This is a genomic window from Microvirga makkahensis (genome assembly GCF_009830105.1).
GTDB classification, from domain to species: domain Bacteria; phylum Pseudomonadota; class Alphaproteobacteria; order Rhizobiales; family Beijerinckiaceae; genus Microvirga; species Microvirga makkahensis.
Window position 1 is genome coordinate 73780 of record NZ_WURB01000016.1, and the last position, 16124, is coordinate 89903.

General features: G+C 65.9%; 12 protein-coding genes. 7 read left to right on the forward strand and 5 right to left on the reverse strand.

Translation table 11 applies throughout. The annotated features are described in order from the left end of the window. Positions 1-173: 173 nt before the first annotated feature. From acnA to ppa, 3 genes are all read left to right on the forward strand, one after another. Positions 174-2879, forward strand: a complete 2706-nt coding sequence (gene acnA / locus GR328_RS18800; protein ID WP_160886509.1) for an aconitate hydratase AcnA — start codon at positions 174-176, stop codon at positions 2877-2879. Positions 2880-3181: 302 nt separating this feature from the next. Beyond that, on the forward strand, positions 3182-3688 hold the full coding sequence (locus GR328_RS18805) for a GNAT family N-acetyltransferase (RefSeq protein ID WP_160886511.1): 507 nt from the start codon (positions 3182-3184) through the stop codon (positions 3686-3688). Between the two features lie 183 nt (positions 3689-3871). After that, positions 3872-4402 (forward strand): inorganic diphosphatase, encoded by a 531-nt coding sequence (ppa, locus tag GR328_RS18810; protein ID WP_160886513.1) that lies wholly within the window; start codon positions 3872-3874, stop codon positions 4400-4402. A gap of 89 nt (positions 4403-4491) precedes the next feature. Here the strand turns inward: ppa and GR328_RS18815 are convergent, their stop codons facing one another. Beyond that, a complete protein-coding gene (locus GR328_RS18815) occupies positions 4492-6951 on the reverse strand; it encodes a calcium-binding protein (RefSeq protein ID WP_160886515.1) in 2460 nt (819 codons plus the stop codon). 247 nt (positions 6952-7198) lie between these two features. Next, positions 7199-8461, reverse strand: a complete 1263-nt coding sequence (locus GR328_RS18820; protein WP_160886517.1) for a ubiquinone biosynthesis hydroxylase — start codon at positions 8459-8461, stop codon at positions 7199-7201. A 166-nt stretch (positions 8462-8627) separates the two neighbouring features. Here GR328_RS18820 and tesB point away from each other — a divergent pair, with 166 nt between their 5' ends. From tesB to GR328_RS18835, 3 genes are all read left to right on the forward strand, one after another. Further along, positions 8628-9488: an acyl-CoA thioesterase II gene (tesB, locus tag GR328_RS18825; RefSeq protein WP_160886519.1), complete on the forward strand. Its 861-nt coding sequence runs from the start codon at positions 8628-8630 to the stop codon at positions 9486-9488. A 503-nt stretch (positions 9489-9991) separates the two neighbouring features. Next, entirely contained in the window at positions 9992-10330 is a 339-nt protein-coding gene (locus GR328_RS18830; RefSeq protein ID WP_160886521.1) for a P-II family nitrogen regulator, read from the forward strand. Between the two features lie 34 nt (positions 10331-10364). Then, complete coding sequence (locus tag GR328_RS18835; protein WP_160886523.1) at positions 10365-11720, forward strand: ammonium transporter; 1356 nt, start codon at positions 10365-10367, stop codon at positions 11718-11720. 237 nt (positions 11721-11957) lie between these two features. Here GR328_RS18835 and GR328_RS18840 read toward each other — a convergent pair whose 3' ends face one another. The 3 genes from GR328_RS18840 to GR328_RS18850 are packed head-to-tail and all read right to left on the reverse strand — an operon-like array spanning position 11958 to position 13948. Beyond that, the gene (locus GR328_RS18840; protein WP_160886525.1) at positions 11958-12560 is read right to left on the reverse strand and encodes an SCO family protein; all 603 of its coding nucleotides are present in this window, start codon (positions 12558-12560) and stop codon (positions 11958-11960) included. A 15-nt stretch (positions 12561-12575) separates the two neighbouring features. Beyond that, positions 12576-13523, reverse strand: coding sequence for a DUF1775 domain-containing protein (locus GR328_RS18845; RefSeq protein ID WP_246215962.1), 948 nt, complete (start codon positions 13521-13523; stop codon positions 12576-12578). A gap of 44 nt (positions 13524-13567) precedes the next feature. Further along, the gene (locus GR328_RS18850; RefSeq protein ID WP_160886527.1) at positions 13568-13948 is read right to left on the reverse strand and encodes a hypothetical protein; all 381 of its coding nucleotides are present in this window, start codon (positions 13946-13948) and stop codon (positions 13568-13570) included. Between the two features lie 134 nt (positions 13949-14082). Between GR328_RS18850 and GR328_RS18855 the strand changes: the two genes are divergently transcribed. After that, on the forward strand, positions 14083-16124 hold a 2042-nt coding region (locus GR328_RS18855), incomplete at its 3' end, for a DNA translocase FtsK (protein ID WP_160886529.1).

A 16124-nucleotide genomic window follows, 5' to 3' on the forward strand; every position in this document is an offset into this window, starting at 1 on the left:
TGTAGCGGGATGGTTGGAAATGATCTATAGCACCCTCGGCTGCGCCGCGCGCCAAGGCGTCCAATCCGCCTCGCGCGCTTCTTCCCTGTCCGGGCGCCCCCGGAGCGGCGCGCGCATATCGCGCTTTCGGCCGAACAAACTGTTCGTAACCCAAATGCACGCGAGGATTCGCCGTGACGCTCAACAACAGCTTCAATGCCCGCCAGACCCTCACGGTCGGCGATAAGACATATACCTATTACTCCCTCGTCGAGGCCGAGAAGAACGGCCTGAAAGGCGCCTCGAAGCTGCCCTTCTCCATGAAGGTGCTGCTCGAGAACCTGCTCCGCTACGAGGATGGCCGCACGGTCACCAAGGCCGACATCGAGGCCGTGGCCGCCTGGCTCGACAACAAGGGCAAGGACGAGAAGGAAATCGCCTATCGTCCCGCCCGCGTCCTGATGCAGGACTTCACCGGCGTCCCCGCGGTGGTGGATCTCGCCGCCATGCGCGACGCCATGAAGAATCTCGGCGGCGATCCGCGCAAGATCAACCCGCTGGTCCCCGTCGATCTCGTGATCGACCACTCGGTGATCGTGGACGAGTTCGGCACCCCGAAGGCCTTCGACCGCAACGTGGAGCTGGAATACGAGCGCAACGGCGAGCGCTACCGCTTCCTCAAGTGGGGCCAGACCGCGTTCGAGAACTTCTCGGTGGTCCCCCCCGGCACCGGCATCTGCCACCAGGTGAACCTGGAGTTCCTCTCCCAGGCCGTCTGGACCCGTATGGACACCGCCACGGGCGAGGAAGTCGCCTATCCTGACACCCTGGTCGGTACCGATTCCCACACCACCATGGTCAACGGCCTCGCGGTTCTCGGCTGGGGCGTGGGCGGAATCGAGGCCGAAGCCGCCATGCTCGGCCAGCCGGTTTCCATGCTCATCCCCGAGGTCATCGGCTTCAAGCTCACCGGCAGGCTGAAGGAAGGCGTGACCGCCACGGACCTGGTGCTCACCGTCACCCAGATGCTGCGCAAGAAGGGCGTGGTCGGAAAGTTCGTGGAGTTCTACGGCCCCGGCCTCAACGACATGTCCGTGGCCGACCGCGCGACGATCGGCAACATGGCGCCCGAATACGGCGCGACCTGCGGCTTCTTCCCCGTCGACCAGAAGACCGTCGACTATCTCAGGACCACCAGCCGCACAGCCGAGCGCGTGGCCCTCGTGGAGGCCTACGCCAAGGCCCAGGGCATGTGGCGCACGGCCGAAACTCCGGATCCTGTCTTCACCGACACCCTCGAGCTCGACCTCGGCGATGTGGTTCCCTCGCTCGCAGGCCCCAAGCGCCCGCAGGACCGCGTGACTCTCGACACCTCCAAGATCGAGTTCCTCGGCGCCATGGAGAAGGAGTTCCGCAAGGCCGGTGAGATCGGCAAGCGCGTGAAGGTGGAGAACGCCAATTTCGATCTCGGCCACGGCGACGTGGTGATCGCGGCGATCACCTCCTGCACCAACACCTCGAACCCGAGCGTGATGATCGGCGCGGGCATTCTCGCCCGCAACGCCGTCGCCAAGGGCCTGAAATCCAAGCCGTGGGTGAAGACCTCGCTGGCGCCCGGATCGCAGATCGTCGAGGAATACTTCAAGAAGGCCGGTCTCCAGGACGATCTCGATGCACTGGGCTTCAACCTCGTCGGCTTCGGCTGCACCACATGCATCGGAAATTCGGGGCCGCTGCCGGAGAACGTCTCGAAGGCCATCAACGACAACGACCTCGTGGCCGTGTCGGTGCTCTCGGGCAACCGCAACTTCGAAGGCCGCGTGAATCCGGACGTGCGCGCGAACTATCTGGCCTCGCCGCCGCTCGTGGTGGCCTATGCTCTCGCGGGCTCCATGCTCGTGGACCTCACCAAGGATCCGCTGGGCACGGGCTCGGACGGTCAGCCGGTCTACCTGAAGGATATCTGGCCCTCCTCCGCCGAGGTGCAGGAATTCATCGACCGCACGATCACGAGCGAGCTGTTCAAGACCCGCTACTCCGACGTGTTCGCGGGCGACGAGAACTGGAAGAAGGTCACCTTCGAGCCGGGCCTCACCTACGAGTGGCCCGCTGGTTCGACCTATGTGCAGAACCCGCCCTACTTCGAGGGCATGACCAAGGAGCCGAAGCCGGTCACGGACATCGTGAACGCGCGCATCCTCGGCCTCTTCCAAGACTCGATCACCACCGACCACATCTCGCCCGCAGGCAACATCCGCGCCGCTTCGCCGGCCGGTGAATACCTGCAGTCGCATCAGGTGCGGGTGGCCGACTTCAACCAGTACGGCACCCGTCGCGGCAACCACGAGGTCATGATGCGCGGCACCTTCGCCAACATCCGCATCAAGAACCAGATGGTGAAGGACGAGAACGGGCATGTGGTCGAGGGCGGCTACACCATCCATCATCCCTCCGGCGAGCGGATGTTCATCTACGATGCCGCTATGCGCTACAAGGACGAGGGCGTCCCGCTGGTCATTCTCGCCGGCAAGGAATACGGCACCGGCTCGTCCCGCGACTGGGCGGCCAAGGGCACGAACCTGCTCGGCGTGCGCGCCGTCATCGCCGAGAGCTTCGAGCGCATTCACCGCTCGAACCTCGTCGGCATGGGCGTCGCGCCCTTCGTGTTCGAAGGCGACACCTCCTGGGCGTCGCTGGGCCTGAAGGGCGACGAGACGATTACCATCAAGGGCCTGTCCGGCGATCTCAAGCCGCGTCAGCGCATGGAGATGGAGATCACCTCCGCCGACGGTTCGGTGAAGCGCGTTCCGTTGCTCTGCCGCATCGATACGCTCGAAGAGGTGGAGTACTTCCGCAACGGCGGCATCCTCCACTATGTGCTGCGCCAGCTTGCGGCGTAAGGCGAAAACGAAGACGCCCGCTCTTCGGACGAGGAGCGGGCGGAGTTTCTGAGTGCCGGGACGGTCCGCCGTCCCGGCTTTTTCATGACCATCGCGGTCCGATCGGATCCTGTCCGGTTCCGCTCCTCGGTCCCGCGGAACAGCGACGCGAGGCCCCTTGCGGCGTTTTGCGCATGCCGCAGGCGCCCGCATTGGCTTATGGAAACTCTGCCGCCGGATCGGTTCCTCGCGCCCGTTAATGGCCCGTTAACCGTAATCCGGCGAAGCTCCTGCCATTGCTACTCAAGACCTTGTCGTCCGCCATGAGCGACCTTCTCGTCAGCATCCGTCATGCCAAGCCCGGCGATGCCCCTGCCCTGGCCAGGGTGTTCGACGCCGCTTGGCGCGAGGCCTATCTCGGCATCATCCCCGGCGTGACCCTGGACAGGATGCTCGCCCGCCGCGGCGAACGCTGGTGGCGCTCCACGGCGACCCGGGGCCGCCCCCTCGTGGTGCTGGACATTGGACAGGGGATCGCGGGCTACGCGTCCTACGGGCGCTGCCGCGACCGCTCCCTTCCGGTCGAGGGCGAGATCGACGAGCTCTATCTGCTGCCGGAATATCAGGGAATCGGCCTCGGCCGGCGTCTGTTCAAGGCGGTCCTCAACGACCTGCGCCACGGCGAGATGCCGCAGGTGGCCGTGTGGGCCCTGGAGGATAACGAGCGCGCCTGCGCCTTCTACGAAGGCCTCGGCGGGCGCCGCGTCGCCCGGGTGGAGGAGCGGATCGGCCGCACGCTCCTTGCGAAGGTCGCCTATCTCTTTCGGTAAAAACGCGTTTTGGTTCTTGTTGGATGAGCGCTCTCCGGCTAGGAAGCGCGAAAGCCTTGGTGGGCGGACCGGCCGGTTTGGCCCGAGCCGCTCCAGAAGGCTTCTTTTTGCTGCATTGATCGGTGAAACAGTCTCTCCCTCACCGAGGTCGATGCCTCAAGCCTTGTTCCGGAGAACAGCTCTATGCGCCTTGACGCGATCCAGACTGGAAAGAACCCGCCTGAGGACGTGAACGTCGTGATCGAAGTGCCGCTCGGCGGCGAGCCCATCAAGTACGAGATGGACAAGGAATCGGGCGCGCTCGTCGTCGACCGCTTCCTCTACACCGCCATGCGGTATCCCGGAAATTACGGCTTCATCCCCCACACCCTGTCCGGCGACGGCGACCCCTGCGACGTGCTCGTCGCCAATACCCGCGCCATCGCGCCCGGCGCCATCATGAACGTGCGCCCCGTCGGCGTGCTCGTGATGGAGGATGACGGCGGCCAGGACGAGAAGATCATCGCGGTTCCTTCGAGCAAGCTCACCCAGCGCTACGACCGGGTGCGGAACTATACCGACCTGCCGGAGATCACCCTCAAGCAGATCGAGCATTTCTTCGAGCACTACAAGGATCTCGAGCCCGGCAAATGGGCCAAGATCATCCGCTGGGGCGACAAGGTCGAGGCTCACCGCCTGATCGTCGAGGGGATCGAGCGGGCCAAGCAGAAGTAAGAAACAGAACCGGAAACGGCCGAGGGTTTCTCCGGCCATCGCGCTTCGAGAGCCCGGCTCCTGCGAGCCGGGCTTTTGACTTGGCCCGATCAGAAGATGATGAAGTCCTTGTAGGTCAGGCCGAGATTCTTGGCGATCGTGGCGAACTGGACCGCCTTGGCGCTGCCGGTTCCGTCCGGATCGTAGAACAGGGCGCCGGCCGACTTGTGATAGATGACGCGGTCGTATTTGTCCTTCACTCGGTCTCCCACCACGAAGGCGCTGGCCGAGAGGGTTCCCTTGGCAATCTTGGTGAAGATCGCCCGGGACAGCTTGATCGTGTCGTCGGCGGGCCTGAAATCCGCGATATGATCGATGTTCGCGCTCGACCGTGACGCGTCGAACACGAAAATGTCTCTCCCGGTGCCGCCGAAAAGCGTGTCCCTGCCGGTGCCGCCGTAGAGGAGGTCGGTACCGTCGCCGCCGAACAGGCGGTCGTTGCCGGTGCCTCCGAAAAGCGTGTCGTTCCCGGTGCCGATCAGGCTCGCGCCGGATGTTCCATCGCCGCCGATGACATAATCGTTGCCGGTGCCGCCATCGAGAAGATCGTTGCCTTTGCGGCCAAAGACCTGATCGTTTCCGCCATATGCGTAGACCCTGTCGTTGCCGTATTCGCCAACGACCTGCTCGCCGGCATTCGTCCCTTTGCGGACGACGGCAGCGTTCTCGTATTCGTTGATGAGTTTGATGACGACATTTCTCTCAGCGGTGCCAGCCATTGCCCCATCACTGAGATTCTTGAGCCCGTCGCTCACCTTGATCTTGATGGTTAAGCTGGAGCGCGTGTCGTAATCGAGAAGATCCTTGTTCTTGACGCGGATAGTCTTGCCGTCGGCGTCCAGCTTGAAGACGCCTCCGGCATCGTCGACCAGGGTGAAGGTCAGCGCGTCGCCGTCGGCATCGATGGCCGACAGAACTCCGACGACCGCGTCGACGGCACTGTTCTCCCGGATGCCTGTACCCGAGATGCTCACGACGGCCGGAGCCGCTGAATTGCTGAGGGCATGGATCTCCTCGTCGATGGCGTCATCACCCATAAACTTCAGAAGACGCACGCCCTTCAGGGAGTCGACGCCGCCAGCTCCGACGATGGTGTCGGGGCTGCCCTCCTCGGCCGGTACCCTGTGAGTGACCGTATACTCCGTACTCTCGTCGCCGGTAGTCACGCTGATGTTGTAGTCGCCTCTCGTCCCTGAGAAGACGGCCATGTCATTGCCGTCGCCGCCGTCGAGCGTATCGTTGCCGTCGCCGCCCTGCAGCGTGTCGTTGCCGGCACCGCCGATGAGCGCGTCGAGGCCGAGGCCGCCGATGAGGCTGTCGCTGCCGTTGCCGCCGGTCAGATCGTCGTTGTCCCCGCCGCCGTCGAGGGTGTCATTGCCGTCGCCGCCGTCGAGGGTGTCGCCGCCGCCGTGGCCGTTGAGACCGTCGTTGCCGCTCCAGCCCCAGAGCTTGTTGGCGTCGTCGCCGCCGTCGATGGTGTCCCAGCTGCTGCTGCCGTTGACGTGCTCGATGTCCCTCAGCACGTCCCAGCCGGAGCCGAAGGTATTCTGCGACACGTCGCCGATCCTCAGATCGACCTTGACCGCGGCCGTGCCATGGTAATTGGCCGTGTCCTCGCCCGCGCCGCCCTCGAGCGTGTCGTTTCCCGCTCCTCCTTCGATCGTATCATTGTTGTCACCGCCCGCGAGCAGGTTGTCGGCGCTGTTGCCCCTGATCCAATCGGTGCTATCGCCACCGGTCACGTTCTCGATGTTGATCAACGTCTGAGAGGCGTAGCCTCCGCCGATATTCTGCCGCCCGGTCTGCGACAGATCCACCATGATGCCGCCGGTCGCGGCCGAATAATCGACCGTGTCGCCGCCTGCGCCGCCGTCGTAGAAGTCGTTGCCGGCTCCGCCCACGAAGATTTCGGAGCCCGCGCCGCCATAGGCCCGGTCGTCTCCGTCGCCCAGCACGATCCTCCCGATGACGGCTCCGGCGCTGCCGTCGTAGAGGTCGTCGCCGCTTCCCAGGTCGATGGCGATTCCTTGAGGTCCGGTAGAACGGATCAGGCCGCTATTGACGACCCTGTCGCTGGCGGAGCCGCTCTCGACGGCTTTTCCGGAGGTGGCGATCGTGCCGGTATTCAGCACCTCCAGCTTGCCATTCCCGCTCATCCTGATGCCGGATGCGCCGCCGATGGTGCCCTGGTTCGTGACGATGCCCTCTCCGCCCCCGGCGAAATGGATCCCGGCCCCCGCCACGGCCGAGATGAAGCCGCTGTTGAAGATCCTGTTCGGGTTCTCCGGCGTTCCGGCCGCCGCAAAGTTGATGCCGTCGTCCCGGCCGAAGACGGTCACGCCGGGAATGATCGTGACGTCCTGAATCCCGGCCGCGTTGATCGCGTCTCCTCCGGCCGTGCCGTTATAGATCGTCACGCCGATGAAGGCGGTCCCTTCCTCCAGGGTCACGCTCCCGTCGGGGCCGAAAACGGTGGGAAGGTTGTTGGGGTCGAAATAGTGGTTGGCCATGGGTCTGTTCCGAAGAGCAAAGGATTGTCGACCTTCATGGTTACGTTATTTCGTTAAAAACAGAAAGAGCCTAAAACCTCCCACCGCCGCCCGATGATTACGGGCGGCGACTTCCGCAAGGAAACCAGGATCTTCCAAGGGGAGAGCGGCAGCTCCTGAGCGATCAGGAGCCTTTCCGGAGCGTCAATCTGCCTGCCTTCCCTCGAAGACGGGATCCACCATGATCAGGCAGGCGGATCCCGCCCGCTCAGAGCGCCTCGCCCTTCAGGAGGCGCGGCACGTCGCTCCTTCTCATGCCCGCCGCCTCGCTGATGAAGAAGCGCTTGAGGCCCGGCATGCGGTCGACCAGACCCAGGCCGAGATCGCGGATCAGGCGCACCGGCAGCATGTCGTTCGAGAACAGCCGGTTGAGGCCGTCCGTCACGATACCCATGGCGGTGATGTCCGCCCTGCGCGCGCGCTCGTATTGCCTGAGCACGTCGGCGCCGCCCGGATCCATGCCGAGCCGCATGGCGTCGGTGACGATCTCCGCCAGCGCCGCCACGTCGTGCAGACCGAGATTCAGGCCCTGTCCGGCAATGGGATGGATGAGGTGGGCCGCGTCGCCTAAAAGCGCCAGGCGCTCGCCCACGAAGGAGCGCGCCACGCCGAAGGCCAGCGGGTAGGCCTGCGGCCTGGTCTCGAACGTGATCCCGCCGAGCTGCAGGCCGAACCGCTTCTCTAGCTCCGACAGCAGGTCCTCGGGGTGGGATTCGAGCAGGGCGGGCACATTCTCGCTGCGCTCCGTCCACACGATGGAGGAGCGGTGCCGGACGGTTCCGTCGGCAAGGACCTCATCCTTCAGAGGCAGGATCGCGAAGGGCCCTGCGGGCAGAAAGTGCTCCACCGCCCTGCCCTCGTGGTCGCGCTCGTGCGAGATGGTGGCGACGATGCCGGATTGCCGATAGGGCCAAGTGATCCAGCCGATGCCCGCCTGCTCCCTCAGGCGCGAGCGAGCACCATCGGCGGCGACGAGAAGAGCGGCGGAGATGGTCCCGCCAGCCGCCAGCACGACATCGGCATGCGCGCCCTGCACGGAAAAGCCCTTCACCCCGTCGGGCCTCAGGTCCACGCCGCTGTCCCGGCAGGCGTCGAGCAGGAGCGCCATCAGGTCGCCCGAGGTGACCATATGGGCAAAGGGCTCGCCCTCCACGGTGCCCTCGAAGGTCAGATAGGTGGGCCTGACCGGATCCTGCAGACTCGAATCGGTGATTACCATGTCGAGGATCGGCTGAGCCTTGTCGGCCACCTTGTCCCAGAGGCCTAAGGCCTCGAACATCCGCCGCGCCGCCGCGGCGATGGCGAAGGAGCGCCGGTCCCCGTGCGGATCGCGGGTGAGCGCCGGGTCGCACATGACCACGTCGAGCCCGTCGCCGAGCGCGCGCTTGAGGGCGAGAGCCAGGGAAAGGCCGGCAAGCCCCCCGCCTGCGATGACGATGCGCGCCCGCTCCGTGCCTGCTGCTGCAGCCATGCCGTTCTCCTCACTCTCGAAGCGATCTGCCGGAATGCGCCGCTTCGTCCCGCCTCGCGTTGACTCTATAGGTGGGTGTCAGCGATCCATTGGCCAGCGTCAAGCTTGACCTTCTCGCGAGGCTCGCCGATGGATGGCGCTTCCCCGTTTTGAGGATGACCGATTCATGTCCCGCGCCGTGACAGACCTTCTCTCCATTCTCGACCTCGAGCAACTCGAGGTGAACCTGTTCCGCGGCCAGAGCCCGAAGAGCGGCTGGCAGCGGGTCTTCGGGGGACAAGTGATCGGGCAGTCGCTGGTCGCCGCTACCCGCACGGCGGACGGGCGCCATCCCCATTCGCTCCATTGCTATTTCATGCTGCCGGGCGACCCCAAGGTTCCGATCATCTACGAGGTCGACCGCATCCGCGACGGCAAGAGCTTCACGACCCGCCGGGTGGTGGCCACCCAGCACGGGCATGCGATTTTCTCCATGTCGGCCTCGTTCCAGGTGGACGAAGGCGGCTTCGGGCATCAGGCCGAGATGCCGAAGGTTCCGGGTCCCGACGAGCTTCCCTCCGAGGAGGAGGTGAAGGGCGGCCTGCTGCTCCAGATGCCGGAGCCCATGCGCACCTATTACGAGCGCGAGCGGCCGCTCGAAATCCGCCCCGTGGAGATCAAGCGCTACACCTCCCGCGAACCCGGCGAGCCGCGCTTCCACGTCTGGATCAAGACCACCGACCGGCTTCCGGACGATCCCGCCATCCATCAGTGCGTCCTGGCCTATGCGTCCGACATGACGCTCCTCGATACGTCCCTCATCCCCCACGGCCGGACGGTGTTCGATCCGACCGTCCAGGCGGCGAGCCTCGATCACGCCATGTGGTTCCACCGCCCCTTCAGGGCCGACGAATGGCTGCTCTACGCCCAGGACACCCCCAACGCCTCGGGCGCACGCGGCTTCTCCCGCGGCCTGATCTTCAGACAGGACGGCACCCTCGCGGCCTCCGTCGCCCAGGAGGGGCTCATCCGCGACCGCTCCGCTTGAGATCTGCCCGACACGGGGGGGGGGCTTTCCTCCCTTGCTGGGAGGGCCCGGGCGTAGGAATCGCGAAGCCCCCGGGCAGTGCAGATTCGCAGCGCTTACAGCTCTCCAACATCGTGGCCGCCCCTGTGCGTTTCTCCCTCCGTCATGGCCGGCCCTGTGCCGGCCGCCTCGATGTGAATGGCGCGGCGCTCTATTGAGGGGGGCACCGGCACAAGGCCGGGGCCGACGGGGGTGGGAGCATGACGCTCCTTTCTGTCAGGCCGCGCTTCTTTCGGGAACTCTCGAAGCCACCTGCCTAAGAATTCATCAAACAGGGCTTTTTCTGGCCATTTGCGGCCTGCCCAGGAAAGAGGCAGGGCAGCCGCTCCCTGGCGGACTGACCTGCCGGACTGACTTGGCACGATCATTGCTTATCCCCCTCCCGACACCTGCCCCGAGCGGCGGGTTCATGTAGAAACCATGGCTCGACGATCTCGGGCCAGCGTCTCAAAGGGGGCCAACCCATGAAAATCGTGATGGCGGTCATCAAGCCGTTCAAGCTGGAGGAGGTGCGCGACGCCCTTACCGCTCTCGGCGTGCACGGGCTCACAGTGACCGAGGTGAAGGGATACGGACGGCAGAAGGGCCACACGGAAATCTACCGCGGCGCCGAATACGCCGTGAGCTTCCTGCCGAAGCTCAAGATCGAGGTGGCGGTGGCATCCGACCTCGTGCCGGAGGTGATCGATGCGATCACCTCAGCCGCGCGCACGGGCCAGATCGGCGACGGCAAGATCTTCGTCACCTCCCTCGAAAAGGCGGTCCGCATCCGCACGGGCGAGACCGATTCCGATGCCCTGTGATCCCTTTCCCGCTGTTTTCCGGAGTTTTGATCCGATGAAGTCCCGTCATTCCATTCTGCCCGCCCTTCTGCCCGCGCTCGGCGCGCTGGCTCTGGGCCTCGCTGCCGAGCCCGCCCTCGCGCAGGAGGCTGCTGCGGCGGCTCCCACGGTCAACAAGGGCGACACCGCCTGGATGCTCGTCTCCACGCTCCTGGTGATCCTCATGACGATCCCGGGCCTCGCCCTGTTCTATGGCGGCCTCGTGCGCACCAAGAACATGCTGTCCGTGCTCATGCAGGTCTTCGCGGTGTTCAGCCTCGTGGCCATCCTATGGGTGATTTACGGCTATTCGCTCGCCTTCACGTCGGGCGGCGAGGGAGCCCTGGGTGCCATCATCGGCGGCTTCTCCAAAGCCTTCCTGGCTGGCGTGACCACGGATTCCACCGCGGACACCTTCACCAAGGGCGTCGCCATCCCTGAACTCACCTTCGTGGCGTTCCAGCTCACCTTCGCGTGCATCACCCCCGCCCTGATCGTGGGCGCCTTCGCCGAACGCATCAAGTTCTCCGCCGTGATGCTGTTCACGGGTCTGTGGGTGACCTTCGTCTATCTGCCTATCGCCCACATGGTCTGGTTCTCGGAGGGCTATCTCTTCGGACTCGGCGCTCTCGATTTCGCGGGCGGCACTGTGGTTCACATCAATTCCGGCGTGGCCGGTCTCGTCGGCGCCCTCCTCGTCGGCAAGCGCATCGGCTACGGCCGCGACCTGATGGCCCCACACTCGCTGACCCTCACCTTCGTGGGCGCCTGCCTCCTGTGGGTCGGCTGGTTCGGCTTCAACGCCGGCTCGAACCTCGAGGCCACAGGCGGCGCGGCCCTCGCGCTCCTCAACACCATCGTCGCGCCTGCCGCGGCCGGCCTCGCCTGGATGACCGTCGAGGCCATGGGCAAGGGCAAGGCTTCGCTGCTCGGCATCGCCTCGGGCGCGGTCGCGGGCCTCGTGGCCATCACCCCCGCCGCCGGCCTCGCTGGCCCGATGGGCTCCATCGTGCTCGGCCTCGTGGCGGGTGCCGTCTGCTATTTCGCGGTAACGGCCGTGAAGAACGCCCTCGGCTACGACGACGCGCTCGACGTCTTCGGCATCCACGGCGTGGGCGGCATCATCGGCGCCATCGGCACCGGCATCGTGGCGGCTCCGTCCTTGGGCGGTTACGGCGCGGGCGAATACAGCATCGGCGGTCAGGTGTGGACTCAGATCGTCGCCACCGCGGTGACGCTGGTGTGGACGGGAATCGGCTCGCTGGTCCTCTTCAAGATCGTCGACGCGATCGTTGGCCTGCGCGTCACGCAGGACGCCGAGCGCGAGGGCCTCGACCTCGCGGACCACGGCGAGCGCGCCTACAACTACTAGAGAACAACCCGCCTCGCCCGGCGGCCGCGACGTCACCGGGCGATGCGTCAACGAAGCCTTCCAGAGGCTCGCAAAGGAAAGCCCCGGCTCGCGCGGCCGGGGCTTTTCCCGTGAAGATGATCGCCTTCCGATCCTTCGCCGTCATCCCCGGCCTGGCCGGGATCCAAGTCCTTCCACGCGGCGCTTCCCGCAGACGTGGATGGCCGGGTCAAGCCCGGCCATGACGGTGGAAGAGCATCACCTGTTCTTGATCAGCTGCCTCAACTTTTCACGGCGGATCTCGGCGGATTCCTGAAAATTCGACGTGCCGTAGAAATCACCCTTGCTGTCCATGAGGAAGATTGTGGCGGAGTGATCCATGGTGTAGCCGGAATCGGTGGGCACCTTGCGGTGATAGATCTTGTAGGCTTTCGCCACCGCGGCGATCTCATCCGTCGTTCCGGTGAGCCCCACGATGCGGGGATCGAAGGACGACAGATAGGTCTTCATCAGTTCCGGCGTATCCTGCTCGGGATCGACGGTGATGAAGGCCACCCGCAGCTTGTCCGCATCGGGACCCAGCGCCGCGAGATCCTGCGTGAGATCGTAGAGCGTAGTCGGGCAGACCTCCGGGCAATGGGTGAAGCCGAAGAACACCGCGAAGGGCTTGCCCTTCAGATCCGCGTCCGTGAACGGCTTGCCCTCGTGCGACGTCAGCCGGAACGGCCCGCCAATCGGCACGCGGGAGGCGCTCTGCTGCTGTGCCGGGGGATAGACCACCAGCCAGAACGTCGCGCCCAGAGCCAGCAGCCCAAGAGCAAAGGTGATGAGCGGAATGAGAAGAGAGCGCTTGAGAGCCATGGTTCACACTCCCTCTCAGTGCCTGTGTCCGTTCGCGGCGGGTGCCGCGCCGCCCATGCCGCGCACGGTGAATACCACCTCGACCGGTCCGGCCTTCTCGAACACGAGCGTGCCTTTCACCGTCTGGCCTTCCTTCAGGGGCTCCTTCAGGTCCATGAGCATGAGATGATGGCCGCCGGGCTTCAGGTCGACGGTGGCGCCGGGCTTGATCTCAATCCCGCCCTGAACCGGCCTCATGCGCATGATGTCCCCCTCCATGGCCATCTCGTGCGCCTCGACGCGCGATGCGCCCGGGAAGGAACCGCCGATCAGCCGGTCCGCCTCCTGCCCGGTGTTGGTGATGCGCAGGTAGCCGCCCCCCACCTTCGCACCGTCCGGCGTCGCGCGCGACCAGGGCTGCTCGATGGTGAGCGTTCCCGCCTTCTGCGCAACAGGGGCCGCATTCGCCGCCGCCGCGATCCTCACGCCGGGCGCGGGCGAGACGAGCTGATGCGGGTCCTCGCCCGCGCCGGGCACCTGCACCCATTCCGCGACGCCCTTCTCGCATTCCTGCACCACGGGGAAATAGACCGTCGCGCCCGGCTGATAGGCATCGGTGAAGTACGCCCGGAACACGAACTCGTCATAGTAGGCGTCGTCGAGAGACCCGGACCAGATGATGTCGGTCACGCCTTCGGAGACGGCCTCCCCATGCACCTGATAGGCGCGCACGTAGGCGCCCCTGCTCGTCTCGAGTTTCCATCCGGCCTTCGGCATGGGTTTGACGTCCACGACCCCTTCGGGAATGCGCACGCGCACCTTCAGGGTCGGCTGGCCGTCGCAGCCGTGGGGAACGCGCAGGACGGCCTTGTAGGTGGCGTTGGGAGTGGCCTCGGCCGTCTCGAAGGAGACATGGGCGAGAGCAGGCATGGCAAGGGCGGAAAGAGCGGCGGCGAGTGCACCGCGCATGCGGAGTGACATCATGGATAGGCGTCCTGTGAGAGTTCGGTTGGTCGGTGGAGAAACGATCAGCCGAGACGCGGCGGCGCGCGCGATCCGACAGGAAGGACGGTGGAGAAGAGATGGACGGCCGACGGATCCGCCTGAACATGCTCGTCGAGAGTGACGGGTGCGAGGCGCACGGCTGGAACGAATGCAGGAGCGGGTCCGGCCGCTCCCCCGCCATGGCAGCTCAGGGTGCAGCACAGCCCGTCGTGGCCGTTGGCCGGGGCGGGATCGGGCCGGGTCTGGCCGTCTTGCAGGCAGAGGATTCCTCCAGGCCCGGCGGCCTGCGCCGCATGGGCCGCGCCGCCGAACGAGGCGAAAACCGTCTGCAGCACGAGCACATAGGCCGTCAGCGCCGTCAGAACGGCGCGTCTGAAAGAGGTGATGGGGGCCATGCGCGTCATGGCCGGGACACTGATCCGTCCGCCCCCTTCCGTCAACAGCGCAAAAAAGCCCACAGGGTTAAAGGACCCTTAACCCGCCGTGCCTAGGATCCGGGCACGTTCGTCTCTTCCTGTCCGATTTCCAGAGTGGTCTGATGCGTACGGCACGCCGTTCCTCCTCTTCCGCCTATGACGGTCTTTTCAGCGGTCTGCAGACGTTCCTCGCCCGCCGGACGCAGGAACTGACGGGCCTGTGCCTCGTCGCTGTGGCCGGAGCGGTGGCGGTGGCGCTCGCCACCTGGTCGGTGGACGATCCGAGCCTCAACAACGCCACCGATCGTCCCGTTCACAACATGCTGGGCTGGCCCGGCGCCATCGTGGCCGACCTGCTGATGCAGCTCCTGGGCCTCGGCGCCATCGCGGCCGTCCTGCCGCTGACGCTCTGGGGCTGGCGCCTCATGAAATCGGGCGAGCTCGGCCGCCTGCAGCTGCGGTTCGCCCTCTGGGTGATCGGCACGGGCGCCGCGACGGCCCTGGCCAGCGCCATGCCCACCACCGGTCGCTGGCCCCTGCCGACGGGCCTCGGCGGCGTGACCGGCGATGCGATCCTCACGGGCGCGAAGGCGATCACGGGCCTGTCCAGCGGCTCCGGGAGCGCTGTCCTGGGCTTCCTGTTTGCGGGCATCGCGATCTTAAGCCTCACCGCCGCCTGCGGGCTCAGCCCCAACGAGCAGCACTCCTACGACGAGCTGGACGAGGAAGAGGCTCCCCGCCCGGTCCGGCGCCGCCACATCGCCGATGGAGACGAGGCCGAGGAAGCCGGTCACGACGAGCCGGGCTGGGGCATCGTCTCCCTCGGCGCGCTCGCCCATGGCCTTATGAGCCTTCGCGCCGCCGCGCGCCGCTGGAGCGAGGGACGTCGCGCGCCCGACGTGGACGAGGATTTCGAGCCCGCCCCGCAGCCCCGCCGCGCCGGACGGAGCGGCGCTGCGCGCCGCGAACCCGTGCTCGATTCTCCTCCCGCCCGCGTCTCGCGAACGGCCGCCGCGCAGGCCGATGAGGACGAGGACGAGGGGTACGACGATGCGCCCATGGCGCAGCCGGTGCCCCGCGCCGCCATGCGGCCGGAGCCTGTCTCGCCCCGCGTCGCGCCTGGGCCGAGCGCACCGAAACCCGGCAGGCGCATGGCGCGGGAGGCGCAGCCCTCGCTGCTGGACGACGGGAATTATCAGCTGCCGCAGCTGAACCTGCTCGCGGAGCCCAAGAAGGCATCGGCCCCCCTGATCTCGGCGGAGGCGCTCGAGCAGAACGCCAATCTGCTGGAGAGCACGCTGGAGGATTTCGGCGTGCGCGGCGCGATCACCAAGGTCAATCCCGGCCCGGTCGTCACCCTCTACGAGCTGGAGCCGGCGCCCGGGACGAAATCCTCGCGGGTGATCTCGCTCGCCGACGACATCGCCCGCTCCATGAGCGCGGTCTCGGCCCGTGTGGCGGTGGTGCAGGGCCGCAACGCCATCGGCATCGAGCTGCCCAACCACAAGCGCGAGACCGTGTATCTGCGGGAACTCCTCGCCTCACAGGATTTCGAGACAACCAAGCAGAAGCTTGCGCTCTGCCTCGGCAAGACCATCGGCGGCGAGCCCATCATCGCGGATCTCGCCCGCATGCCGCATCTCCTGGTCGCGGGCACCACCGGCTCGGGCAAGTCGGTGGCCATCAACACCATGATCCTGTCACTGGTCTACCGGCTGACGCCGGCCGAGTGCCGTCTGATCATGGTGGACCCGAAGATGCTCGAACTCTCCGTCTATGACGGCATTCCGCACCTGCTCACCCCCGTGGTCACCGACCCGAAGAAGGCGGTGATCGCCCTCAAATGGGCGGTGCGCGAGATGGAGGACCGCTATCGCAAGATGTCGAAGCTCGGGGTGCGCAACATCGACGGCTTCAACGCTCGCGTATCCGAGGCGAAAGCCCGCGGCGAGACCATCACGCGCACGGTGCAGACTGGGTTCGACCGCGAGACCGGCGAGGCGATCTACGAGGACGAGGTGATGGACCTCGAGCCCCTGCCCTACATCGTGGTGATCGTGGACGAGATGGCCGACCTGATGATGGTGGCCGGCAAGGAGATCGAAGGTGCGATCCAGCGTCTCGCCCAGATGGCGCGCGCGGCGGGCATCCACGTGATCCTGGC

Bases quoted from the DNA above. Each gene is read 5' to 3' on its own strand.
- GR328_RS18805 (WP_160886511.1), top strand. From the start codon at position 3,182: ATGAGCGACCTTCTCGTCAGCATCCGTCATGCCAAGCCCGGCGATGCC.
- ppa (WP_160886513.1), top strand. From the start codon at position 3,872: ATGCGCCTTGACGCGATCCAGACTGGAAAGAACCCGCCTGAGGACGTG.
- GR328_RS18815 (WP_160886515.1), bottom strand. From the start codon at position 6,951: ATGGCCAACCACTATTTCGACCCCAACAACCTTCCCACCGTTTTCGGC.
- GR328_RS18820 (WP_160886517.1), bottom strand. From the start codon at position 8,461: ATGGCTGCAGCAGCAGGCACGGAGCGGGCGCGCATCGTCATCGCAGGC.
- tesB (WP_160886519.1), top strand. From the start codon at position 8,628: ATGTCCCGCGCCGTGACAGACCTTCTCTCCATTCTCGACCTCGAGCAA.
- GR328_RS18830 (WP_160886521.1), top strand. From the start codon at position 9,992: ATGAAAATCGTGATGGCGGTCATCAAGCCGTTCAAGCTGGAGGAGGTG.
- GR328_RS18835 (WP_160886523.1), top strand. From the start codon at position 10,365: ATGAAGTCCCGTCATTCCATTCTGCCCGCCCTTCTGCCCGCGCTCGGC.
- GR328_RS18840 (WP_160886525.1), bottom strand. From the start codon at position 12,560: ATGGCTCTCAAGCGCTCTCTTCTCATTCCGCTCATCACCTTTGCTCTT.
- GR328_RS18845 (WP_246215962.1), bottom strand. From the start codon at position 13,523: ATGATGTCACTCCGCATGCGCGGTGCACTCGCCGCCGCTCTTTCCGCC.
- GR328_RS18850 (WP_160886527.1), bottom strand. From the start codon at position 13,948: ATGACGCGCATGGCCCCCATCACCTCTTTCAGACGCGCCGTTCTGACG.